The following is a 23556-nucleotide window of genomic DNA, read 5'->3' as shown; positions in this document are numbered from 1 at the left end:
TGTTGGCTCATCAGACCAGACACTATTCCAGGTTCCCTGCACAAACTTCGATGTATATCGGCTGAACATATCACCAACGACAACAACTGAACCTACAATCGAATCATCTTTACTGTAGTTATGCGTCACTGGTTTTGTAAAAGTGATCTGGCCATTGATTTGCACGTCATTAATCAAGCCGATGTCCTGGTAGCGATATGCAGCAGATATAGGCGCAACAAGGCTATTCAATGCAAAGTCACCACTTAAGGTGACCTTTCCATAATCATAGCCTACAACATACATATCAAACGGGACCTTAACCCCGTTGGCATCTTCCAGTTCACACCACGAAATACGTTGATCATTTAAATCATATGTTTGCCCTGCAACATGGCTTGGCAACTCCTGCTTTTTAGATGATGCAATCACGCCAATGTCCCCAACCCTGAAAATCGGCACACGTCCATCAGGCGGCAAACGGGTTGCAGACAAGCCCAAGATTTCTGAATCAAGCGGAATATAGGTATAAGCCACTGCGTTATAACGCACACTGGATGGGTCAATCCAGTACGGTACGTTGATATAGGTTTTGCCCGCTTCTGCATACTCAAGTTCAGGCAGATACCAGTCCTCGGCCTCTATATCGTCACGATTGGCTGGCGTGATTTCAGTCTTGGTATAGAAATAAATATCCACAAAACCTGTGTCATAGTTGACCAGACCATGTGCCTGTGCCGTTTCAATTACTCCCGCTTCATTGGCAGTCAATATGAGTTGTTCACCAGCCAAGGCGGCAGCTACAACAGTTAATGAACCTAAACGAATTGGAATGGTCGGGGTACGGAAACTGACATGCTGAATCGGCGGCATGTCAGTTGTAGTGGTTAAAGACTGCAATGTAAGGTTGTTGTCAACGTTAGGTGTCCAACTGTCAACATCAACCACACCAGTGCCGTACTGAATTGTTCCCGACAGGGTAGCACTACCAGTGGCACTGTCTACATTTCTGTAGATCAGCCCATTGCGGTCAATGAAGGTATCAGAACCGACCTTAAAGCGAACTGACCCTGTGAGAATCTGCTCATTAAAGCCCTGTGTCAGGTCAAAGTTAAGTTTTGATGCTGTAACCTGCTTTGTGCCTGCATTTGAACCTGACGTGTCGCGGTACTTCACCTGCACATCAACAGTCGAAAATGCCTTTAGCTGGGCAGCAACCATTTCCACCGCGCTGCTTTGCGGCAATGATAATGCTTGTGACATATTAATTACTCGTATAGTAGGTTTGCGGTGAATAGATTGTTTGCCAACTCATCACATTTAAAATTGGTGTGACTTCAACAACACCTGTTGCGTATGTAATGGTGCCCTGCACATTGCCAAGACGATCCACCAAATTGCCTGTGGTTGCATTTTGTGGAACATCATTAAGCACCACAGTCTGAAACACTGTTGAACCTGCACCGCTACTGACGGGAATCTGCAACTCGATACTATTTGGTTCGATTGCAGATCCAGTGCCGATGGTGAATGTAAGTTTTTGGCTTAGGTCGGGTGCAACATCATCAATGGTCTGCGACTTTGGTTCCCCGTAGTCAAACTCAAAATCAAACACTGTATTTTTCTGCGGCAACTTGTTCGGAATCAGTTTCCCTGTACCTGATGCATAGTTAATGCTTCCAGTCGCATCACCAGTGAACTGGCCCAGTGCATTACTGGTGGCTGTTTTGGTCACACCCTCCAATAACCACGTCACTGTCACGGAACTTGCAACAATGCCCGTCTGTTCCAAATCAAACTCAATTGCAGCAGGTGCCACAGGCAAATCTGAACGCGCAAAGGTGGAGATTGGTGTACCCCACAACAGTAGAATTGGTGTTCCCACGTCTGGCAGTGCGCCCGTAGTCAAAAGCCAAGATCCTGTTACATAGTTGATGCTGCCAGTCCCAATCGATTCATTGGCCCCAACAAGACGGCCTGCGCCATTATCCCTAAGGCTGTAAAACTTGCCCTGCGCCATAAACGACACCACCAGCGTACCTGGTGCAGGCGCTGGCACCAGCACCCCCGTCCAGTTGGTTCCCTGATTGCTGGCTGTCACTGGCAATGCATAGGATTCAAAAGGCTGTGTAGGCGCAACAGCGGGTTTGAACGTGATGTTGATCGTTGCTGTTCCAGTGCCTATGGCATTGGTCCACACAATATGACCTGTCTGGTAGTCAATCGTTCCGACCTGTGTTCCAGTTGCAGTGCGTAATGTGCCACCACTATCTACAATACTCTGACCGAACAATGTGAATGCAACACTACCTGGCATCACACTTGAGCCAATGTAGAGACTCTGGTTTGTATTCACTGTCGTGGTGAACGGTGCAATGATGGTTCCACTGTTGCCCGCAATCAGGGTGACATTCTCACTGAGCGCATTTAGGTCAATCAGTGGGGTTTCTGTCTGCGATGACGGAATCAGTTGGGAAAAGATCGAAGCGGCCTGAATCGTAAAACTGCTTACAGCAACATCCTCGGCAATCTGTACGCTTGCATAATACTTGCCCGTATCTGCAACAATGGTATCGCGAATGATCGTTGGTGACTTTGCACCGCTGTACCACTGGGCCGCTGACAACCCGATGAAATCACGTTCCAGCGGATCATTGATTGAGTATGTTCCAATTTTATACTCAACCCTGTTTCCATTAACCATCATTGATGCGATACGTGTTTCAACCTTGGTGATCCGAACATACTGCTCATACTCAGAACCCTGACCCTCATTTGAGACCAGGATAATGGTGTCACCCACACTGCTTTCTGTATCAGAAAGAAACATGGCCACCTGAATCAGTTTCATGCCCTGCCAGAGCGTATCCAGTGGTGTTCCAGCGATCTGCCCACCTTTCGCCAGATAGTTTTCTATGCGGTTTGCGGCATTGGTACGCACATCAGTAAAGTTTTCTGTACTGAACAGCAGTGCTGAAACGTTTGGGTCATAAGGATTCTTGGAAATAAATACTGTCGCACCCATTAGTGCATCAGTATCATTGCTGTTCACCGCGGCAAAGATTTTACGCAGTGACACACGACCCATGGTTCGGTCAAGCTCAGACACGTCAGGGAAAAGGTTGTTACTTTCCCCGTCCACCACGACCTGACCTGAATACTTACCTCCACCATCAGGCGTGTCAGTCAGTCGCTCAGACTTGTATAAGACTAAATTGTTGGTTTCAATCGGCATCTAGCACCTCTAAAAATTTCAAAGTGACTTCGTAATCATCTTCATTTGACACAGTAGGAAAGCCTTTTACAGGCTTGGCATTAATCGCACCCTCGGCATGGTTAAAAATCACATTGAACTGGCGGTTATCGTGTGGATACTCAAAAACAAGGGTGAACTGCTCACCCTGCAATGTGGACCAATACTGAATGGTTGAAAGAATGGAGCGCTTGATCCACCCCTGTCCGTCATTCGGCGATAGTGTGATTGGTCGCCCCGATTTCTTCTTGCCCTCTTGAACAATCAAGGTGCCATCGATCGCACGTTCAACATTCTGTTCGACAGGTTTCCAGTCAAATTCATCAGACCATAAAAAACCGTCCTCTATTAGGACGGTTTCGGTTGTTGCTTTGCGTATTAGTCTCATTAGGACCTCTTTTTAGCTTCTTCAAGTTGTCTGAACAATTCTTCAGTTGCATCAACCTGGGACTGTGTTCCATAAAGTTCAGATTTTGAATTGCCAATGGCAAGTTCAATCCTTACGTTTTTGTCTGGTCCAGAATCAATGTTCGGCATCTTGACCTGCTGGATTTGCGGCGGTTCAATATTTGGAGCACTAATCACTGGGGCATTTCCACCCAAAGAAATAGAAGCACCAGATTTTGAGTTTTTATTTTCCCAATACGCCAGTGTTTTCTCCATCTGCTGTTTAGTTGTGTTCACACCAAGCTGATTACCACCTCGCAAAGCGTCAGTTGTTTCCTGCGCAAGACTAAGCTTGGCCTTGTCAGCCAGATCGCGTGCACGGCTTGAATCCATGCCAGCAGCCACCAAACGATTGAAGTAGTCCTCTGACATCTGATCTATGCCACCCTGTAATTCAGAAAGGCCTTTCGCTGTTTCAGCAGTTTTAGCTTTCCTTTCTGCATCAACCTTAGCCATAGCCTCCAGCCATTTATCTGCTGTGGACTTGGCTTCCTCACGCGCAACCCTACCAAGCTCACGGAAGCCTTGAGCAGCCGATCCGCGTGCAGTCTCACCAACATTGTAAAGTGAATCTACAATTTCCTGAGTTGACTGAACCGAAGCCTTTCCAGTCGCATCAATTTGCGCCTGAAGCCCAACGGATGCGCCTTTAGCCTTTGCATTGGCAATGACAGCCTCATCACCAGAAGCGGCAGCAGCCTGCATGACACGCTCATAAGCCTGACGTACACCCTCGGTTGTTGCCTGTCCGCTTGCTTGAATGGTATTAAAGTCAGCGATTGCGGATTCAGCGGCCAACTTTAATTGCTCTTTGGTTTTTATACCCAGACGCTCAAAAGCCTTGCCCACTTCGTCCAAATCATTTGGCAATTTCTCTGTAACCTGTTTAATGGCCAACATGCCCATTTCAACCTGCTTCGTTGAGAAAACGCCCTGCTCTTCAAACTCTTTAAGCTTTGCCTTGGCTGCATCAATCTCAGCCTGTGATTTTGCGGTTTCTAGCCATTTGGACCAGGCGTCATAAATAATAGTTGCAGCCTGATCACCAGTAGCTCCCATCAACTCAAGATTTTTGGTGAAATCATCAAGTGACTTAGATTTAGCTAAAAATCCATCAGAGACCTTATTTAAAGCCACATCAAGATCAACGCCTAAAGCTGCTGCTGCCTTGCGACCTTGCCCTAGCCTTGTATCTAAACTAACAACTGCTTCACCAGCATCAACAGCTATAGCCTTAACAATCGCTTTGCCAGTTTTATCAAACTCAACCGCCAAGCCTTGTGCCGCTATAGCGGTTTGCAATGTTTTTTGTGTGGCAGCATCAGCAGCTTTAACAGTTCCATCCATTGCTGTAATTTGAGCATTTACCCAATCTTGTGCAGCCTTGATTTTTTCATCACTGATTTTCTTGCTTTCAGTCTGATAAGTTTTTTCTTTCTTATCAAGCTCAGCAAGTCCTGCAATTGCCGCATCTATAGCTGATTGATCACCTATTTTTCTTGCATCAACCAACTGTTGTTGTAGTTTGATCCGCTCATCACTAATAGCTTTATAATCGGCTACATGCTGCGTTTCTTGGGATTTTAGATCGGACAAGGTCTTTGCATTGTTTACAACACGTTCGGCATTTTTTTCATCTTGAGTTAAGCTAATTTGACGGATTGCTTCAACGCCAGCAGATTTAAACTCCATTGCTCCATCAGCAGATTTTTTGTAATACTCCTGTGCCTTTGTACTCATTACCTCAAAATCTTTTAAAGCTTGAGCCGATGTATCACCAAAAGTTAATTTAGATTTCCAGTAGCTAAATGCTGCCGCAGCATCATAAGCAGCACCAGTAATTAAATTGACACCAATATTAATTGCCTTAAAGCCATCACTTAAAAACCCAAAGACCACATTGACAGCCTGTAATGCTTTAGTAAATCCATTGGTTTTATCAGTAGCAGAATCAATACCGCTAGAAAAATTAAATATTTGCCCTAGCATGGTGTTGATCACATCCACACCAGGCTCAAAAGCACCTGCAAGCAATAAACCTAATGATTTAACCGCGTCGTATGCAGACAATAATGCTGCTTTAAGTGATTCAATGGTTTGTGGGTCAATCTTTTTAAGTTGGTCACCAAACCAAATAAAGCCTAAACCAATATCACTTAGGAGAACTTCTACAACATCTAAATTGTCTGCCAATGTTGATAGCCATTTAGCAACAGTTGCTGATGCCCCATTAGCCTGATCCATCTGGCCAATTACAATTTGCCAAGATGTTGCAATTTTTTGTAAAGCATTACTGATGGTGGTTGGCATTTCAGCATATTGTGTATCCACACCTGCTTTTTGTTTTGCTAATGCTGCAAGTACACGTTCTGCACTGAGTTCACCATTCTCAGCCATTTTGCGAAGTTCGCCTGTCGTTACGCCCAGACCTTTTGCCAATGCTTCAGCTAGGCCGTAACCATTCTCCATGATTGAATTGAATTCTTCGCCACGCAATACACCACCCTGCATCGCTTGAATGAATTGCTGTACCGCTGCCTCACTTGCCTGAGCCGACCCACCGCCCAATTGAATAGCCTTGGTGACTGTACTTGTCATATCCAAAGCAAACTGTTGGGATTTTCCCATATCTTTAGCAACGGTATTTAACTTGGTAAATAGTCCTGCGGTGGCATCAAGGCTTGAGTTTGTAGACAGGGCTATTTGATGAACACCAGCAATCGCGTTTTCAAAATTACCACCATCCTTGGTAGCCTGTTGGATTCTGGCTGACAACATTGCATAGCTATCAGCAGCCTCTGCAAGCTCTTTTGCACCCAAGCCAACACCAAGCGCTGCCATAGCTCCGATGAGAGCATTAACGGCAAATTTTGCACCCTCAATACCTTGATTAAATCCAGTTGTATTGGCGCGTAAATCCACCAAGAAATCTAAACTATCTGTTGTCATTCTCTTTTCCTTTGGGCATAAAAAAGCCGACTTATTAGGTCGGCTTTGGTAATTTAGGCAATAAAAAACCGTCACTAGGACGGCTCTATCGATTAAGGTTTAAAAACCATTCAATCAGGTTTTAGTATAAATAGGTCTTATTCCCTAGCTTTAATACATGTTAAATATGCCTTATTTTCAAAATCTATTTCAGCTTTTAACTGATAATCTGAGGTGCTGTATCTTGGTTCTTCATAGGCAGCAACTACAAATGGTTTAATGATTTCTTTTAATTCAGGTGCAATATCAACACTCATTATATTACTCATCATATCAGACATAGAAGCGCCTTTTTGTCTGCTACTCATAATAGATTTAGCAGTACCAGATACCGACTTACATATTGAAAGCCATTCCTCATTAGAGTATTTATTTTGTTTCTGTGGGGACATTCCCTCTTTGGTTACAACGTTAGTTTGAGCATTATACTCAATTCGGGACTGCTCTTTTTGCACTTTATCTTTAGCTTCCTGAGCCAATCTTGCTTGATTTTCTGCTTCAAGTTGAGCCATTTCCTGCTTATGCTGTTCAGTTTGCTGCGCAAAAGCTTCTTCTCTGGCCTTTCTATCGCCATTAGATTTCCAAACGACCCCGATCATTATAAGAACCACAATGCCCAAAATAATATATAACCTATTCATCAATCATGCCCCCACAATGCTTGCACTTTATAGCTGTTATTTTTATATTTTCTGCACAATGTGGGCAGCTTTTATATTCAATATCATTTTCGTTGTTAAGACTGCTACTGTCCGCATAATAACTAAATGCATCTCGTGTAACAACATGGCTATTTAGTTGCGGTTGTTGATTTAATATTGAATGTGATGGTAAAGATTGCTGATCCATATTTGATTTGGGTTCAGCTGCCAAGGGTAAATATTCTTCACCCTCTGAATCACGATAAAATACAGAAAATATTAGTATTACACTAGCAACAACCAATACAGCCCAACCAAATTGAATTTGCACAGAATCAATTAAGGTGCCCGCCATGCTGGCAAACGGATTCCCCTCCAAAGAGGATACCACTTCTTTTTTTGCATCACGGAACTTGCTTATAAATTGGTATAGTTTAAACAGCAAAATAGCAAGTGATATTCCACCAGTTAGCAATAATGCCCTGAACTGATGCATGAAAATAACAATTATTGAAACTATTGACAAACCAAGTATCAGATAGCCATCAATATTGCCACCCACAAGCATTGTTACTGGTCCCATAATTGGCAAGCTTGCAACTGGCATGAATACGCCAATAAACAGTAGTAAAGCCCCAATTAATCCCATCAATTGTTGTTTTGTTAGGCTCATCCAACACCTCTAAATCTCAAGCCAACCTTATACTTTTGATTATATTATTTATTCTTCACATCAATTTTAAATATCTGGCCTCTACATACCCACACCGTATATGCTTGCATATCAATGTCGTATTTATATTCCGTAGCAGCACAAGAAAAACGTCCATCTTCATAGACAAAAAACCGTGGCTTTGATTTGCCCATTTTTTTAAGCAAACTTTCTTCACTATCACCAACTGTCACTAATTCGAATGACGAACGCATCGAGTTTGTATCACGCGCAAAAACATTCGCTGATAATAAAAGCGAAGCAACCCCTAATAATAAAAACTTCTTCATAATGTTATCCGATTGTTATTAATCCAACACAATGTAACAAACGGCGAAAACTGTGGCAATAAAAAACACCTCAAATGAGGTGTTTTGGCTGTTAAGTAATGAATTCACAAAAGCCTTTTGGGTCTTTTTGCTCTTATAAAAACATACAGACTAAATATTTTACCAGTATTAACAATACTTACAGACTGAACTTTGGCTTCAGGATTCTCTCGTAGATATTGATTGAGCTGATCCACACAATTAGCTTCCGACATGCTTGAGAACCTTTGCCACGAAAAATACTGAGCCGACTCAGAGGTGATGGCATTTTCAATGATATGGACGATCTCTCCATTCATTGTTCTTTTGTTATCTCTTGCCCTTTCCTCAATTTGATCTTTAAGTTCTGGTGGAAGCCTAAGCTTCATTTGAGCATCTTCACTCATTTTACTTCATCTCCAAAGTTGTTATTTGAAGATTAGCATATTGCCAAATGCACCACAACGGTTTATTATCGGTTTAAATATAGATCGAAAGTCTATATAAAAGTGAAGCCCTGATGTCCGTCTAAAGTTATCAGGGCTTCGTATCAATCTTCGATCAAGGAAAATCGACATGGCTAGTTTAGCACAAATCAATGATACGCAAGTATCCATCATCAACTTCAAATCTGTTCCAGTAATCACAACAGCAATGTTGGCTGATTTCTATGGAACCGATATAAACAATATCCAACAAAACTATACCCGCAATAAAGGTCGCTTTATTGAGGGTAAACATTTTTTCAAAATCGTTGGTCAAGAACTTAAAAGTTTTGTGACTGACTTAAAGTCAGTTGCAAATTTTAGTAAGGTTCGCTCCCTCATCCTCTGGACAGAACGCGGCGCTGCACGTCACGCAAAGATGCTCGACACTGACCAAGCATGGGAAGTATTCGAGCAGCTTGAAGATTGCTATTTTGTCCGTAAGGAGATTTTAGCAAAGACTCACAAATCTGAACGCACCGCCCTGCATGAGGCACACGCCTTGCTTGTGACCAAAACAAAGCATCTGAATGTGAGTGATGCATGGAAAATGATTCATCAGCGTTTTAACGTAGATGACATTAAGGATATTCCATACGATGTTATTCCTGTGGCTGTCGAGTATGTTCATCATTTGATTGCACTGTATAGCAATGCAGAAAAGTTAAAACAAAGCCCAAACTTTGAAACCCATGCCTACAATGCCGCCTCTCACCTGCTTTGGGTGAGTGCATGGTGGAGATGCTTTGGCGACTCAATCAGAATGTTAAACCCAACTATGGCTAGTCGAATCCATGATCATTTTGCCGATGGTGCTTTCTCTGCAAGCCTAACTTTAGGCTCTGAACGCAGCAAAGAACTGGGTAAACGTATCCAACAGGACTATCCATATATGTTGAGACAATGTGATTTGATTGATTTTTTCAGACACTCATAATCAGCATTTAAACAAATACCCTCATCTAATGATGGGGGTGTTTCACCCATCCAACCCACTTACAAACTTATCAAAATCATTATTTTTGGCACTGGCAGCACGGGTTGCTATAGCAATCGTTTTCAATCGTTGCGACTCACGGCGTTGAGCCGCCTTTAAATACTCAGTAAAGGCACCATACGACATATTTAAAATATCATCTGGCCTGTGCCCCTCTGAAATAAGATGCTGAAATGAATCAAACCAAGAATATTTTTTTTGATTTTCCCTTTGCCGTTTTTTCGGTTTTTCTTCCTTAAAATATGCCTCATTCACCTGAATGATTTTTAAAATTAGTTCGGCAGTGGCATCCTGATTCCCAATATGCTTTGAGAACACATCAGGATCAAGTGAAGTGACTAGCGAACAAAGGCCCATGATCTTGACAATATGTTCATCAATTATTGTCTGAATCATTTCCACTGAATAACTATCCAATTTCTTTATTGGTTTAGCATAGTAAGCAAACTGGTTTAGATTCTTAACCTGTATCTGCGATATATGAATATTCTGATCAATGAATGTATAAGGCAATGATTCATTGTTTGCTAAAAAAAAGTCATTCATAGAAATAATCCTAAAATACAGGCACAAAAAAGACGCTGATGCGCCCCTGTGCCTGTATTGGTAAATTAGTCGATATAGACGATACGGCCAAAACCACCCAGTTTTGTATCTTGCTGTTTGGTCACATCAGCCAAAGCAGAACCATTGATGGTAATTTCGCCCGTTTCTTCATTGATCAGGTCCATTTCTGCATCAACATTAGGCTTGAACCGCCACAACTCAACGGCAATTTTCGCGTCATTGATGGAGTTGATACCCTCAAACAGGAAGTAGTATTCCGCATCATCTGGCATGGAAAAGATGACTGTGGCCTTGGAATCGCCCTGTGTATAATCAGCCACCAATGGTTGAGTCAAACCAGTCAAACTTAAAATTTTCAGTTTTCCGAATTCTGGATCAAATGAATAGTGGGTCCCCTCAACCAATGGCACTGGGGTTCCCGATGTGGAATCACTGATCATTAATGCGGTGATGTTGAAACCATCTAACTTAATCTGATCACCAACCTTTAATCCTGAACCCAGACCCTGATCCTGAACAGTGATTGAGCCTGTTTCAACTATGTTTGCCTGAAAGGCTAAGGCAACATCTTCCTTTTTCTGCTCATCCAGCGTGATTTCAAGTGTAACGTCACGAGTCTTGGTCCATTCCCCAATTTTCTGACGCTTACCCGACTTTGTTTCATACCGTGCAAAGGTATCTGAAGTGATGCCTAGTTTTACACTGGTTTGGTTCCCCAGTTCCCGCAATATTTTGGCGCTACCAGGTAAGTTTCGTGCAAGATGGGATGCACCTTGCAGTGACAAAAATTCATATGACATGAATCTGCTCCTTTAAGTAAAAATCTGTGTTTCAAATAAGAATGGGAAATAAGCGAAACTTGACTGCCCACCAAGTCGGACAGGGCAATTGGTACGCCTAAATGGCCTATACCCTTTTACCTGCGGGTCAAAGCCCTGAAGTGTGCCCAACAGTTTGCGGATGAATGGATCAGCGGTCCTGCGAATGGAGTTCGTGTTCTGCAACTGTGCCTCAGCGTCTCGCAGACAAAGCACAATCAGCCACTGCTGATAAATTGTTGTGAGCTTGCCATTACCTACGGACTCACCCACTCGATCATCAAAATAGATGACACTGATAGAGGGTGTATTGTTGGCAGCCTGCAACATATCTTCAATCGTAAACGGTGTATTCACATCGTTAAGATCATCTGACATTGCCGCTTGAATATGCTGTACAAGTATTGGCTCTACTGCGAAATAATCTTCAATTACTGTCATAGTCACACCACAAAAATGCCAGAGCCAATTAAATTTTTAGGCTGATCATCAGGATCAGGAAAAATTAAAACGGCGTTGCCTATCGAAACCTGTTTAAGCCAACTTTTGATGTCCTCATAATCCTGAGTAACCTTTTCAATTGGCCTGTCCTTATACAGGTAATAACGTGCCACAACACAGATGGCATTTTTAATGGGTTCAGTGGTAGCGGGCAAAGGTAATGGATACTGCTTTGCAATAAAGCTGATCACATAATCCTCTGCTTTGGAAATTGCCTTTTCTGATGTGGAGGGATGCCCTCCCGTTACTCCTGAAATGGTTTTTTCCAACTTTTCAATTTCTATTTGCCCATAGGCATCTATCAACTCATCGCGTGTTAAATAAGCCATTATTTCACCACCCTATAACTAACTGACTGTCGTAGCTGCCCCGTATCAATCAAAGGCTTGCTACTACCCTTGCGCTTAATGGTTCGCGGTTTAAGTGGCACAAACTTGCCATTGACCATGTACGTCTGCACATCCGCCTGCGCCTCCTGCCCTAAAAACTGCCACGTTGCTGCCATTGAAGTTTTGCCCAGCAACATTGGCTTAACCTGACCAAATAAATACTGGCCATACTTGCTTCGGTTAAGTTGCAAACTTGCACGAAAGAACGAACGTTCAGGAATATTTCGACTAGGTGCGCCATACTCATGTATAGCGGCCAGATCAGCCATAACAATTGAACGTTTGCCACCGCCCTTTAAATCCGTGATGTGAGGTTTTCCACCAAAGACACCAACCTCTGCATGACCTGTAAATCTGGTGGCTTGCTGGGCCAGCTTGTCAAAAAACCAGTTACCCGTTTGCAAGATTTTAGATTTTAATTTCATGCAGCAGCCCCTTTACTTGTCAGCATCACCTGATGTGTTCTGGTCAGATGCGGTATCGCCACCCGTAGTATTCTGATCAGAGGCATCAGCATCCGTTTCGCCTTTACCTGCACCCTTACCGCTTGCCTTGGCTTTCTTAACCCCTGTGATAACAAGATCACTACTATCCTCAAGGGCCTTAAATACGGCATGACCCACTAAAGCCTCATGCTGCTTATCGGTCACTTCGACTTCCTCACCCTTTGGCAAAACCACTGGTCCAGCAGATGTACGTGCTGAGATACGACCCATTTCACCCTGATATAAATATTTCGGCATTTTCTATACTCCAAAAATGACTAAAGCCGCTGAATTGCGGCTATTTAGTCATTGATCGTTAAATTGAATTGATTAAGGTTTAGGTACGTCTAGGTAACGTAGACTGTCCACACGTTTTAGCCATACACCCTGATAGAGGTAATGCCCAGGTGTAAACAAATCCAAGCCTTGTTGCTGTGGTGCCAAGAATTGAACCTCTTGTGGAATACGCATCTCGATACACGCTGGATCACGGCGATAGACAGCAATACGGCGTGTTCCACCCACCCCAATATTTTCACTACGACTAGATGAGCGGATGGTTGGTGGCTTGCCCTCAAGTGCCAGTAGATTGTTTTTAGAAATCCATTCAAACAAAGTGGTTTCTAAATTATCAGCTATACGGCGTTGGGTAAGGATACGCATCAAACTTACTGGTAGGATCACCGTGTCTGGCCTAACTGATGGATTGAACTCACTGGCATCAATCGCATCTGACAGAATGTCATTAAAGTCTGCAAGAATCTCGTCAGGCGTTGCAGACTCCCAGTCCTTTAATGCCGTTTGTACATTCACACCAGTTTGGTTCCAGAACCCCTTTAATCCAGCATTCGGCTCACCCAGCCATGCGATACGTGACATATGCTTTTCATATGCCAGACGTGCAGCCTGAATCTTATCCGCTTCCAATGTGATGCCTGTCTGAGATGCCGTAGCCAATTCCAGCATTGAATACTGATAGCCAATAACACCTGGGCGAACACCAAGATCAACACTGTCATATAAGACTTCCGCAAGTGGGAAGTCCATGCCTGTACCACTATAATCCTGCCCCTCACCCACACCATTCTTGCGTTGCAAAGTGTGTTTTGTCCCGACCACGGCGGGGAAGTTGACCTTAACTGGAATATAGGAAGCGTATTCGGTTGCCTCCGCCATTTGTGGTGTCATTTCATTATCGGTTTCGAGTTTTACCAATAACGACACCAAGTTTTTAAGGTTGAAAGCATCCCCTACATATGCCTGTAGCAATGGTGCAACACCACCAAACAAGGCGAGCTTTCGGTTAATCAGTTGATCTAATGGATTCATGTATTAAGCCCCACGTAGTTGAATAATCGCCATACCATCGGCACTAGAAATGCAGTCCCATGTTGCCCCGACCAATTCAGTGCCATCTGTTGCACTGGTTTGATAAGAGCCAATTGGGTTGTTGGTTGTGCCGTTTGCGGTACGCACATAGACCTTGCCACCTGTGGCTGTAATTGGAACAGCTGGTTTTACCCAGATACGGCCAACGCGCATGACAGGTGGAACGTCATATTGTTGATAGGCCTCCTTGCCATTGGCATCCGTCCCATTCTTGCCAATATGCTGATGCACCACGATACCGATGGGACGTAACCCACCACCTACGGCGGAACAGCGAACACCATCCCCAGCGTCACAGGCCACCTGACCATCATTTAAAGTGCCTGCCCCCGCCATAGGCATAGAGCGCACATCTTCGGGTGTGCTTTTAAGGCGTTGCCCGACAATCGCCACTTTTGCATTAAGTTGCATTTTGAAACTCCTTAAATTTCTTTTTTCCAGGCTGTAGTTTTGTCATAGCCCACTTGCGCAGGTGTCGTACCATTCCCGCCTGCTGGTGCGGGATTTTTGATATCACCAGCATGGATGTCATTGAGTGGGTTTGGATTGTTTTGGGTGCTACTGGTTGCAACAAGGGCACGGAACACCATGTCAACCTGCTCAGGTTTTGCATCGCCAATTGCAACTGTTCCCAAGATTGCACCAACAACTGCATCACCAGCCTTGGCTGAAATAGCATCACGCTTAATCTGCTCACAGGAACACCCCTCGGTTTTGACATTGGTATTTAACTTTTTGGCATCGGTAATGACAGCAGCGCGTTCATTTGCTAATGCTTCAAGTTTCTCTGGCGTGACCTGATTGGCTTCCAGCCCCACCACCTTGTCAGCATTGGCCTTGGCATCTGCCACGATCTTGTCAATCACAACCTGGATGGCTGCAACCTCAGAAATTGAAAATTCCTGATCGCCAATCTTGATTTTGGTATTCACTGTATTTTGCAGGCTTGCCAGTAGGTCTTGATCTTTCTTGATCGCAACCCCCAATGGTTCATTGTCTGCCACATCAAAAGGGATACCGTTTGCAAGGATTTTCATTGTTTTCTCCAATGGTTTTGGGTTATTAGGGTTTGGGTTGTGATCGGCAATGCGGCAATCACCACCGCATCGGCCATATTTGACAAGGGCAACATGATCGCCGTAAAAGTTTTTAAACTCAGCTTGGTACGGCGTGCCGTCTGGTGCAGTGCCATTAATGAAATGAAGTTCAGCACCATAGCCAAGTGATAGCTCCAATCGCTCCTGACTCTGGATCTGGTTGATAACCTCACTGTCTTTGATAAGCAGATCGCCAATTAAATAGTCACCATCACGACGAATATTTGACACTGTGCCAATGCAATGTGTCCGCCATGTCGCAGCATTGACTGTATTGCCTGGCGGATGATTGTCTGTAACATCTACGCCCTGATAACTCTGAATTGTTTCGGGTCGAAATAGCTCATCTGGCGAACTATAGACATTGATGACTTGATCGGGTGTGTAACCCTCAATGCCATTAAATTCGGCTGCGTAGTATTGGCGTACTTGTGGTGCCTTGCCGAGTCGGGCATCCTTGCACAATAAAAAACCCTCTGGTGTGAGGGTTCTTGTTGATTGAGCAGGTGCAAAGTCACCAATCTTGTGATGTAGTAAATAACGTTTCATCTCACGTCCTATGGTCTTTTTGGTGGGGATTTGGATGGACTGGAAAGCAACTTGCTGCACCTACAGTTAAAGACACTGTTTGTTTTCCAGTTGAGGCAAGGCATATAACCGCCATGTTTATTGGTGTATGTGCAGTTTCGGCACTGACAATTGCTCATACTGTCTTTCCTAGAGGCAATAAAAAACCCAATCGGTTTTGATTGGGTTCTTAATCTGTTTGGGTTTGCTACTGGGGCGGATTACCTGATGCAACCTTGTTGCCAAAACGGCGATAAGATGCTTGCTGTTCTGGTGTTAAATTGTTGTAGTCCACTTGCTTCAATGAGTCGACATGCTTTTTACTGGCATCAAGTAGTTTTTCCACATGCGCGCGCCATGATTCCACATCGCTGAAACCATCTTGTTTGGCGATTTCTTTTTGACGTTCAAGTGGTAGATCAAGAATGGACATCACAGTTCCTCCAATTCAATATGAATCACACCATCAATTTCAGTTCGATTCAGCACACGGAATTTCCTAGGGCGATTAAATACAACCTCAAATTCTTCATCTTTATATTCACTAATGAAGTTGACATTTTTACCTGTCTTGGAGTTTATCACAATTCGATGCGGGTAAAAATTAAACACATCATCTTTACCATATGTTGTGCTGGTGAACGCATTATATTCAACCATATCTCCAATTTCATGCTTGGCTAAAAGCTCATTAGGCAACTCGGTACGGCGAACGACTTGCCCGACATGATTAGGCAGGCGATCTAAAGCACTACTCAATACCCCTGAAGCGGAAACCAATTCAGGATAAAGCGGATCACCTTGCTTGATTAAGCCATTCAGCATCTGGTTTAAATTTCGGTAGCCATCACCAGTATAATGCCTTAGTGCTACCTGCTCAGGCAGTGTTAAGCCATACTGATCAGCCAATTGCTGAATTTTCTGATCATTTGATAGATCATTCGCAATTTTACTGATCTGATTTTTATTCATCCAACCCAGTAAATCTTCATTCTGCTGATCAATTAGAGACTTTCGCCCTTTCTGCTCAGCCATAACCTGTTCAGGTGTAGGTGCATTTCTGTCAAATAAGTGCTTGGTGTAAGGAATGGCAACACAACGGCACCGAATGGGAATACCAGGATGACCGTCATCTGGTGGATCATTCCATGCGAATAAAAGCCCATCCCGCAAACGATGGGAATGCCGCACACGTTCATCATGGCTGGTGGACCATGTGTAATGTGTGATGCCTAGCTTTTGCTGCCTGATCTGGGTAAGACGGCCATTGATCTTGCCAAGCTGGTCTACAGCAATCAGTAATGCGCGTTTATCGGTGGATTTCCCAATTTTAAGAATCTCTTGCTTGATAAAGTCTGCCCTCTGCCCAGTTTGCAGCGCCGTTAATATCGTGCTTTCAATTGACTCAAAATATCTGCCTGGTATTGAGCGAATTAAACTTACATTCGCTGCAATGGCATCCTCAACGGCGCTTTGCAGGTCCTCATCACTCATCAAGCCTGAAAAATCCAGACCTGTTGCCTTGTGTAGTATCTCCCCAATCTGCTTATCACTAGCCTGCTTTTGTTTAAGGACAATTTGCGTCGCAATCTGAGTGACCAGCAACTCAATACTACTGACAACCTTGCTTTTGATATTTTCCAATGCATTTTTAACACTGGAAAATACACCATCAGCAATATGGACCTCGACTGAATCTCCCATGTTGTACCGCAACATTGGCTCAATCTCATCAATTACATTTTTCTGGCACAAATGGCTAATGGCCAACAATGATTTGTAATACTCGATCTCGGTTTTTCTCGATACAAATATTGGTTTTGGCTTGGCCTTTCGTCCTGTTTTTGCCTTATGTGCCTGCTGTAATATGGGGCTAAGGCTCTTGAGTATCGTCATCTATCTGCCCCGCTATATCATCAAGCGCCTGTATGTGTTCATCATCTATAAAGTCATAGGTGCCATCCTGCTGTAATTGCTTCGCAATCATGGCCTCTGTGATGATTCCCTTTTCCAGATACTTAACATCCCGTTCAGTATTGTTTTTCTCAACTTCCGAACGAGTCTTAATATCCAGTTGCCATAACGGATAGAACACAAAATTAAAGCCTGCTGGTATCACTCCAAGCAGGCTTTTAAAGATGACGGGAAATATCCGTTCAAGTATGGGTCGCAATATCCAGTTCTGGTCAGTGGCGATCCTGTCATAGTAGTTCCTGAGGTCAAACTCACCACTATTATTTAAGCCTGAGGTTGTCTGGCCAAACAAAATGGTGAAAGGCATGTCTGCCGCCCCAGCAGTTTGCTGTGCAAATTCACGCATAAGCTCAGGCAAGCCACCGAATGTATATGCCTTGGATTGATATTCCTCATCCTTGTCAATCACCAGCATTCCGTTGATGGATTTCAGTAATGCTGCCGCGCCAAAACGCTCCATCATGTCCTTTGTACGGTTGATAATCTTATCCATCAACCCGGGTACACGAATTACATCGACCTTGGCTTCATGCACCAAACTGGCCGCACCTGTATTGGTAGAAATATAATTTCTAAGGGTGTAATAGATGGACAGTAAAACAGACTCGCCCTCATCCCCCTGTTTTATACAGATCATCCTGGAATGGTGTACCTTGGTCTGTGTACCATTGCCATTGAGGATGTTGTAATACATCGGCTGTTCAGGTTCACCAGCGCTTTGCTCAAGCGGGATATATTCCTGTGTTAATGGCTGAACCTTGGCTTTCTTCAAAACTGTGATGAACTGCAATCCGCCTACCTGTAATTTATCCGCCTCAAATGGCTGATCCAGTGGCAAACCATCAGCAACACCAAATACAAGATATGCACGGCCATAAACTCGGGACCATATAAGCAGCTTGGAAAGGCGCTCCAACAAATGCAGGCGCTTTATCTCATCATTTATTTTGAGAATCTGGCCATCATCTAAGCCTGTGAAGTACCAGCCTGCACGCAACATATCCAATACTGGACGATTGATAATTTTCTTTGCCAGCCAGTCCTGGTACACCGCCTCATAATCATAATCGGTAAGAGTGGTTTCCTTGGCAAAATGACCGTGTGATGCCTTGTCACGGTCTGTGTTAATATTACTGACAAAATTGACATAAGCACCATCAATCACATTGACTGGCACTGGTGCTTGATTGTGCTCGCTCAAGTTATTCTCCTAATCCAATAGGTCGTACGGGTTGACAACCATGTTGTCAATTGCATCAATTGTTGGGTCCCATTGGTCATCATGGTCGTGAGTCATATCCGCTGTTAAAGCCTCTATTTCCTCAATGTAACTTAATAACCACGGCGCTTTTGCTGGTAACATGACCAGGCCATCCTCCACATAAAAAACAACATCCATCGTCCGAACAAGCTTATCTGTGCCCCTTTGAATCGCCTGAATTGGTATTGTTGTTTCTCTTGAAATGGTTTGAATCAATGTTGTCCCACTTGCTTTGTCCTCAACTGCCATATAGCGAAGATTTCCAATCTTTGGATTTCCCTCTTTATGCTTATTGATGAACTTCTTCGCCTCCTTGATAAGTTCTGGCGATTCCCATTTACCACGATGAACATCGATAATATAAAGCTTGTTGTCATAGCCAAGTCCAGCACACAAGAAAACCGAGAAATCATTATGTTCTTTGGTTTTTTGCGCCGTATCGGCAAATATTGCACGCCATTTAAGAACAGGCAGATCGACATACCGCCCAAACCACTCAGACTTAACTAAGTCACCACCAAGCTTTTTAGGGTTCTGCATGTACTGGCTGGCAAATGTGTAACGAGAAACGATTGCACCGTCTTTATCCTCACCACCTTTTTCCAGTTGCAATAAAGATTCAAGTGATTCTTTAAGCGGCCAGTAGCTCTGGCGGCCAAGTTCGTCACGCTCCACATCACGCGGGATTTTCTGTTGAATCTTTTCAGGCAGTTGACTGATATAGTCATCATCAATCAAGGCGGGAATGCAGATCTGCTCCCATTCACCAGGAACATTGCCTGTCATGACAAAGTTGGTTGGGTCCTCCACATGCAGGCGCTGCATGATCAGGATGATCGGTGTATCCGACTTGGCCTTACGTGAGTTGACCGTGTTTAGAATTTTACGGTTTGCTTTCTTGCGTGCCGCCTTGCTGAATGCATCCTCAGGCTTTAACGGGTCATCGAGAATGATTGCGCCAGTAAAACCATCATTTGCCAATGTGCCTGCACGGCGGCCTGTAACCTGCCCACCCATACTGGCTGAGTAAATATGCCCAGCGTCATATCCATCGACAGTGGTTTTCCAGCTTGACTTTGCATCTGTACTGGTAGAAATCTTTACAGGCCAAAGCCCTTGGAAATCCTGAGACTTAACAATATTCCGCGCTGTTGCAGACACATCCTCAACCAGCGACTGGGAATATGACAGATATAGGAACCGTGAACGTGCGTTACGGGCAATGCCACGGGAAATCAGGTTAGTGAGCAACTCTGTCTTACCCGACCCAGGTGGGACGTTAATGACAAGATTCTTAACCTTGCCTGCAATTACCTCGTCAATCTTGTCCGCAATATATTCATGGTGCCAATTGACAGAAAACTTGAATCCCATTCGCGGTAAGAAAAAACGCCGTGTAAAGAATAAATGTTCTTTCTCACAGCGTTCCCGCTCCAACTGCATCTCAAGCAATTTAGTACTTACTTTCGAGTTCATCCAGTGCCTGCCTTATTTGTTCAGGCGTTGCCACTACATGGGTAACTTGCTCAGGATTAAGTGGTTGACCGTCTGCGCCTGTTAATTGGGTTTTACTGGTGTTTGTGTAAAGCCCACCCATTTCCTTTGCAATTTGCTCAAGTAAGCTACTGACAACCTTATGACTTCTACTGTTCTTATAGACAAGATCATTAAGAATTTTTAGCCGAACTGATTTATTCGCTGTTGGAATATTTTCGGGTTTATCCAAAAACTCTTTACGTGTCGCCTCAAACTCTGCCCTAAAATCGGCGCTCAGGTCCTTACCTGCCCTTTTAGTCGGATCATAGGATTCAACCTGCTGCCTTGTTACATCTGTGTTAAATTCTTCCTTGACGAGCACTACTGTTTCTTGAGGTGTATTAAATACAGCAAGTGACCGAACAATAAAGAGTTTTTGCTTTTTATTTAAAGTTGCCATTTCTCTCTATCCGTCAAGGTACGTCAAGGAAACATGGCAAAAAAAATGAGCCAAAAGGCTCAACTTATAACGCAAGTTCCACAACATCGAGTGATGCTCAGATCAGATACAAACGGCGCTTGCTTCGCTACTTCGACTAATCGCTTCACATTCTCGCTTGCGCCGTGGCGTTTGACCACACCTATAAATTCCTCTACATCGTGACCAGCTAAATGGTGCTTTGGTAGTCCAGTATTGTCGCTATAGACGATCTCGCCCTCACCATCACGTTCAACACCGATGTGATAAAGCTCATGCTCGATCAAAGCGCAAAATTCACGATCAGACGTTTGTTCGCAAAAGCTTGCATCGATTGTGATTAGATAAATCGGTACAAAGCCGAACCAGTCTCGCATTTGTTGCTCTTGTCTTGCTTTACGCCATCCACCAACGTTAAACATCACTTTCTCACACTGACCTAGCACCATTTGCTTTTTGACTGTACAAGCCTGTGACGCCCAAGCAAACGCTAGAAATTCCTCATTATCGTGTAGAAGCTCAGCAATGTGGTCATGATCTGGATTGTAGAGTTCAGCATCTACAGTAAGATAATTAGTAATCACCCATTCTTTTAAATCAGGTGCTGGTGCTAAAAGAATTGCTTCCGCTTCCTCAGCCTTATCTAATAGATCAGTCGGCGGGAATGGTCTTATTTGGCTCATGGAGTTTTTGCCCTTTTAAACTTCTAAGCCACTGGTCTGCATGGCTTGCATCAATCTGCACTGGACCTGATTCATCAATCTTGTAACGATTTGCTGATTCAATTCTTACAACGCTATAACCCATCTGCTCAGCATGATCGTACTTATCGACGCTCCAAGCTTTGTTTTTTAAACTACCCTTTCTGCCGCCTGACCACGGGCCACCTGAGATTTCTACTAAAATTCTGTGCTCAATAAGGTGAAAGTCATAACGCCAATGTTTTGTTGATTTGAACTGGAACAGCTTTTCATACTTGATTTCAAAAATCTTTAATGCACGTTCCATATCCTCAAATGCATCTATGTAAGATTCCTTGGCTTTAGGTAATGGTCTTGTTTTTGGCTTTGGCTTTAATGACCTTTTCTTCGTGAGTTGGTAATATTTCTCGGTTTCCATTCAAATACCCTCACGTCACGGCGACCTTTCAGCCATTTCAATTTTTCAATGGCCAAAAAAAATCGCTCATCTTGTTGAGCGATATCTTCAGCAGTTAGGCCCTTGGTTGTACAACTGCCCAAATGTGCTATTTCTTGTTCGGTTTCCCGTATTTCATTATCAATATTGTGAAGCATGGTACCTCCAAACAAGAAAATAAAAAGCCCCGCCAATATCTAGTATCTAGCGGGGTTCATGCTGCCGTAATCCGTTCGGCAAGTTGACTCGCAACACGTTATTGCGAGCGGGGGTTAAATCTTATTTCCGTATATTCCAAATCTGCACAGCAAAATTAACTACTTCGCGCTCATCTTCCCAGTCAACACACTTATATTTCTCAAATAATGAATGATCAGGGAATGATGTAATGAAATCATCTGGTGCTGTCGCCCCACATTCATGACAACTTGCTTTAGCTGACCATGTATTAATGTGCTCACCCACAACCAGTGCAGTATCAACCACAACCGCATCTAATCCACACCAAGGGCATGGCATAGGAATAACATCAGGACGCATATTATTGTTTTGTTCAGCATGCCAGCGATTACCCATGATTATCTCCAATAGTATTGGCAACAAAAAAGCCCGCGAATGCGAGCTTTAATTTAATTTCAGGGCGACCAACGAATAAAACGCCCATTTTAGAAATACTTATATCAAAGTGTATCCCCAAGAGTCAAGCATGTGCATCTTCAGTTATTGGTAAATCAATACGAAATGACCTTGATATACGGCTTCTTATTTCATTTTCCCATTGTGCAACAATTGATTCTCCAAAATTTTCATATTTTTGATAGCTTTTAAGGTAATTGGTTTTAGTCAATGTAAGGCCTGCAATATCAATTTTTTCGTTCAATGTGTAAGGGCGCTTTCCTGATCCACCACATTTATCACAGAACTTTGACCCATCAGGCTGTCCGTTATAAAACAACTCATATTTCCCAATTCCCTGACATCCACCACACATGGCTTTTACAAATAGATGTCCACGTAAAACAATTTCAGCCATACCCTTTGCTGTTCTAACCAAGTCACCATTAAAATTTGCAGGCTTAAATTTATTTTTCACCATCTCATTATGAAGTTTCACAGCCAATTTATTTCGCACGCGGAAAAAGTCAGCAGATGCAGGTTTACCTTTTATGATTTCAACCTTGCCAGGTATCTCATCAATACGTTTTTTGACTTCTCTGCCATTAATGATATTTGTCTCATAAATTTTCTTTGTTTCAGTAATTTTAGCTATACGCTCGAAATCAACTTTCTCCAATAGTATTTCAGCCCACATCCGAGCATTGGTAGATAAAAGTGCAATTTCGCCCAAGATCACTTCCTTGGTAACAGCACCTTTACCGTTTCCATTCGCAATGGCCAAGCGCAACAACTCTATAAAATCAAACTTTTCAACTAACATTTATTGCGCTCCTTTAAACCACTTGCAGCTGTATTGGGTGCCTTTTACCCAATAAACTTCTGACGTTTTACAAATTTGTTTCGTATTCCATGTATTGACTGCTATAGCCAGAACCGCCAAAACAATAAATCCAATAATCCATAACCAATCATTATTTTTCTGTCTCATC

The 23556-nt window shown here is 43.4% G+C and carries 29 protein-coding genes; 1 reads left to right on the top strand and 28 read right to left on the bottom strand.

Annotated elements, in window-relative coordinates; translation table 11 throughout:
• The 8 genes from N5J47_RS14425 to N5J47_RS14390 form a co-directional block, all read right to left on the bottom strand.
• Positions 1-1242 (bottom strand): hypothetical protein (locus N5J47_RS14425; protein WP_279960472.1); only part of this gene is annotated, 1242 nt, incomplete at its 3' end.
• A 1-nt stretch (position 1243) separates the two neighbouring features.
• A complete protein-coding gene (locus N5J47_RS14420) occupies positions 1244-3214 on the bottom strand; it encodes a hypothetical protein (RefSeq protein WP_279960473.1) in 1971 nt (656 codons plus the stop codon).
• The gene (locus N5J47_RS14415; RefSeq protein ID WP_279960474.1) at positions 3204-3620 is read right to left on the bottom strand and encodes a hypothetical protein; all 417 of its coding nucleotides are present in this window, start codon (positions 3618-3620) and stop codon (positions 3204-3206) included. Before N5J47_RS14415 ends, N5J47_RS14420 begins: the two co-directional genes overlap by 11 nt.
• Positions 3620-6628 (bottom strand): tape measure protein, encoded by a 3009-nt coding sequence (locus N5J47_RS14410; protein WP_279960475.1) that lies wholly within the window; start codon positions 6626-6628, stop codon positions 3620-3622. Before N5J47_RS14410 ends, N5J47_RS14415 begins: the two co-directional genes overlap by 1 nt.
• 137 nt (positions 6629-6765) lie before the next feature.
• Entirely contained in the window at positions 6766-7308 is a 543-nt protein-coding gene (locus tag N5J47_RS14405) for a hypothetical protein (RefSeq protein ID WP_279960477.1), read from the bottom strand.
• A complete protein-coding gene (locus tag N5J47_RS14400) occupies positions 7301-7981 on the bottom strand; it encodes a zinc ribbon domain-containing protein (RefSeq protein ID WP_279960478.1) in 681 nt (226 codons plus the stop codon). The genes N5J47_RS14405 and N5J47_RS14400 overlap by 8 nt, the downstream gene beginning before the upstream one ends.
• 44 nt (positions 7982-8025) lie before the next feature.
• Complete coding sequence (locus tag N5J47_RS14395) at positions 8026-8310, bottom strand: hypothetical protein (RefSeq protein ID WP_279960479.1); 285 nt, start codon at positions 8308-8310, stop codon at positions 8026-8028.
• A 104-nt stretch (positions 8311-8414) separates the two neighbouring features.
• A complete protein-coding gene (locus N5J47_RS14390) occupies positions 8415-8735 on the bottom strand; it encodes an Arc family DNA-binding protein (RefSeq protein WP_279960480.1) in 321 nt (106 codons plus the stop codon).
• Positions 8736-8904: 169 nt separating this feature from the next.
• Here N5J47_RS14390 and N5J47_RS14385 point away from each other — a divergent pair, with 169 nt between their 5' ends.
• Positions 8905-9750, top strand: a complete 846-nt coding sequence (locus N5J47_RS14385; protein ID WP_279960481.1) for an ORF6N domain-containing protein — start codon at positions 8905-8907, stop codon at positions 9748-9750.
• Positions 9751-9792: 42 nt separating this feature from the next.
• Here N5J47_RS14385 and N5J47_RS14380 read toward each other — a convergent pair whose 3' ends face one another.
• From N5J47_RS14380 to N5J47_RS14285, 20 genes are all read right to left on the bottom strand, one after another.
• A complete protein-coding gene (locus tag N5J47_RS14380; protein WP_279960482.1) occupies positions 9793-10356 on the bottom strand; it encodes a hypothetical protein in 564 nt (187 codons plus the stop codon).
• 65 nt (positions 10357-10421) lie between these two features.
• The gene (locus N5J47_RS14375) at positions 10422-11177 is read right to left on the bottom strand and encodes a hypothetical protein (RefSeq protein WP_279960484.1); all 756 of its coding nucleotides are present in this window, start codon (positions 11175-11177) and stop codon (positions 10422-10424) included.
• A 12-nt stretch (positions 11178-11189) separates the two neighbouring features.
• Entirely contained in the window at positions 11190-11636 is a 447-nt protein-coding gene (locus tag N5J47_RS14370) for a hypothetical protein (protein WP_279960485.1), read from the bottom strand.
• A 2-nt stretch (positions 11637-11638) separates the two neighbouring features.
• Entirely contained in the window at positions 11639-12025 is a 387-nt protein-coding gene (locus tag N5J47_RS14365) for a DUF1320 domain-containing protein (protein WP_279960487.1), read from the bottom strand.
• Complete coding sequence (locus N5J47_RS14360; protein ID WP_279960488.1) at positions 12025-12510, bottom strand: hypothetical protein; 486 nt, start codon at positions 12508-12510, stop codon at positions 12025-12027. The genes N5J47_RS14365 and N5J47_RS14360 overlap by 1 nt, the downstream gene beginning before the upstream one ends.
• Before the next feature lie 12 nt (positions 12511-12522).
• Positions 12523-12828, bottom strand: a complete 306-nt coding sequence (locus N5J47_RS14355) for a hypothetical protein (RefSeq protein WP_279960489.1) — start codon at positions 12826-12828, stop codon at positions 12523-12525.
• 72 nt (positions 12829-12900) lie between these two features.
• Positions 12901-13899: a DUF2184 domain-containing protein gene (locus N5J47_RS14350; protein WP_279960490.1), complete on the bottom strand. Its 999-nt coding sequence runs from the start codon at positions 13897-13899 to the stop codon at positions 12901-12903.
• Between the two features lie 3 nt (positions 13900-13902).
• A complete protein-coding gene (locus tag N5J47_RS14345; RefSeq protein WP_279960491.1) occupies positions 13903-14370 on the bottom strand; it encodes a hypothetical protein in 468 nt (155 codons plus the stop codon).
• Between the two features lie 11 nt (positions 14371-14381).
• Positions 14382-15605: a DUF2213 domain-containing protein gene (locus tag N5J47_RS14340; protein WP_279960492.1), complete on the bottom strand. Its 1224-nt coding sequence runs from the start codon at positions 15603-15605 to the stop codon at positions 14382-14384.
• A 226-nt stretch (positions 15606-15831) separates the two neighbouring features.
• Positions 15832-16056, bottom strand: a complete 225-nt coding sequence (locus N5J47_RS14335; RefSeq protein ID WP_279960493.1) for a hypothetical protein — start codon at positions 16054-16056, stop codon at positions 15832-15834.
• Positions 16056-17519: a phage minor head protein gene (locus N5J47_RS14330; RefSeq protein WP_279960494.1), complete on the bottom strand. Its 1464-nt coding sequence runs from the start codon at positions 17517-17519 to the stop codon at positions 16056-16058. The genes N5J47_RS14335 and N5J47_RS14330 overlap by 1 nt, the downstream gene beginning before the upstream one ends.
• Entirely contained in the window at positions 17497-18798 is a 1302-nt protein-coding gene (locus N5J47_RS14325; RefSeq protein ID WP_279960495.1) for a DUF1073 domain-containing protein, read from the bottom strand. The genes N5J47_RS14330 and N5J47_RS14325 overlap by 23 nt, the downstream gene beginning before the upstream one ends.
• Before the next feature lie 9 nt (positions 18799-18807).
• Entirely contained in the window at positions 18808-20334 is a 1527-nt protein-coding gene (gene terL / locus N5J47_RS14320; protein WP_279960496.1) for a phage terminase large subunit, read from the bottom strand.
• The gene (locus N5J47_RS14315; protein WP_279960497.1) at positions 20312-20794 is read right to left on the bottom strand and encodes a DUF2280 domain-containing protein; all 483 of its coding nucleotides are present in this window, start codon (positions 20792-20794) and stop codon (positions 20312-20314) included. The genes terL and N5J47_RS14315 overlap by 23 nt, the downstream gene beginning before the upstream one ends.
• 59 nt (positions 20795-20853) lie before the next feature.
• Entirely contained in the window at positions 20854-21495 is a 642-nt protein-coding gene (locus N5J47_RS14310) for a putative metallopeptidase (RefSeq protein WP_279960498.1), read from the bottom strand.
• Positions 21464-21931, bottom strand: coding sequence for a hypothetical protein (locus tag N5J47_RS14305; RefSeq protein ID WP_279960499.1), 468 nt, complete (start codon positions 21929-21931; stop codon positions 21464-21466). The genes N5J47_RS14310 and N5J47_RS14305 overlap by 32 nt, the downstream gene beginning before the upstream one ends.
• Complete coding sequence (locus N5J47_RS14300; protein WP_279960500.1) at positions 21886-22107, bottom strand: hypothetical protein; 222 nt, start codon at positions 22105-22107, stop codon at positions 21886-21888. The genes N5J47_RS14305 and N5J47_RS14300 overlap by 46 nt, the downstream gene beginning before the upstream one ends.
• Positions 22108-22228: 121 nt before the next feature.
• Positions 22229-22525 carry a hypothetical protein gene (locus N5J47_RS14295; protein WP_279960501.1) on the bottom strand — a complete coding sequence of 99 codons (297 nt, stop codon included), beginning with the start codon at positions 22523-22525 and terminating at the stop codon, positions 22229-22231.
• A gap of 124 nt (positions 22526-22649) precedes the next feature.
• Positions 22650-23387: a hypothetical protein gene (locus tag N5J47_RS14290; protein ID WP_279960502.1), complete on the bottom strand. Its 738-nt coding sequence runs from the start codon at positions 23385-23387 to the stop codon at positions 22650-22652.
• Positions 23388-23555: a hypothetical protein gene (locus tag N5J47_RS14285; RefSeq protein WP_279960503.1), complete on the bottom strand. Its 168-nt coding sequence runs from the start codon at positions 23553-23555 to the stop codon at positions 23388-23390.
• Position 23556 lies beyond the last annotated feature (1 nt).

This window comes from Acinetobacter sp. GD03645 (genome assembly GCF_029845285.1).
Lineage (GTDB): Bacteria > Pseudomonadota > Gammaproteobacteria > Pseudomonadales > Moraxellaceae > Acinetobacter > Acinetobacter corruptisaponis.
This window is presented reverse-complemented; position numbering and strand designations above follow the sequence as displayed.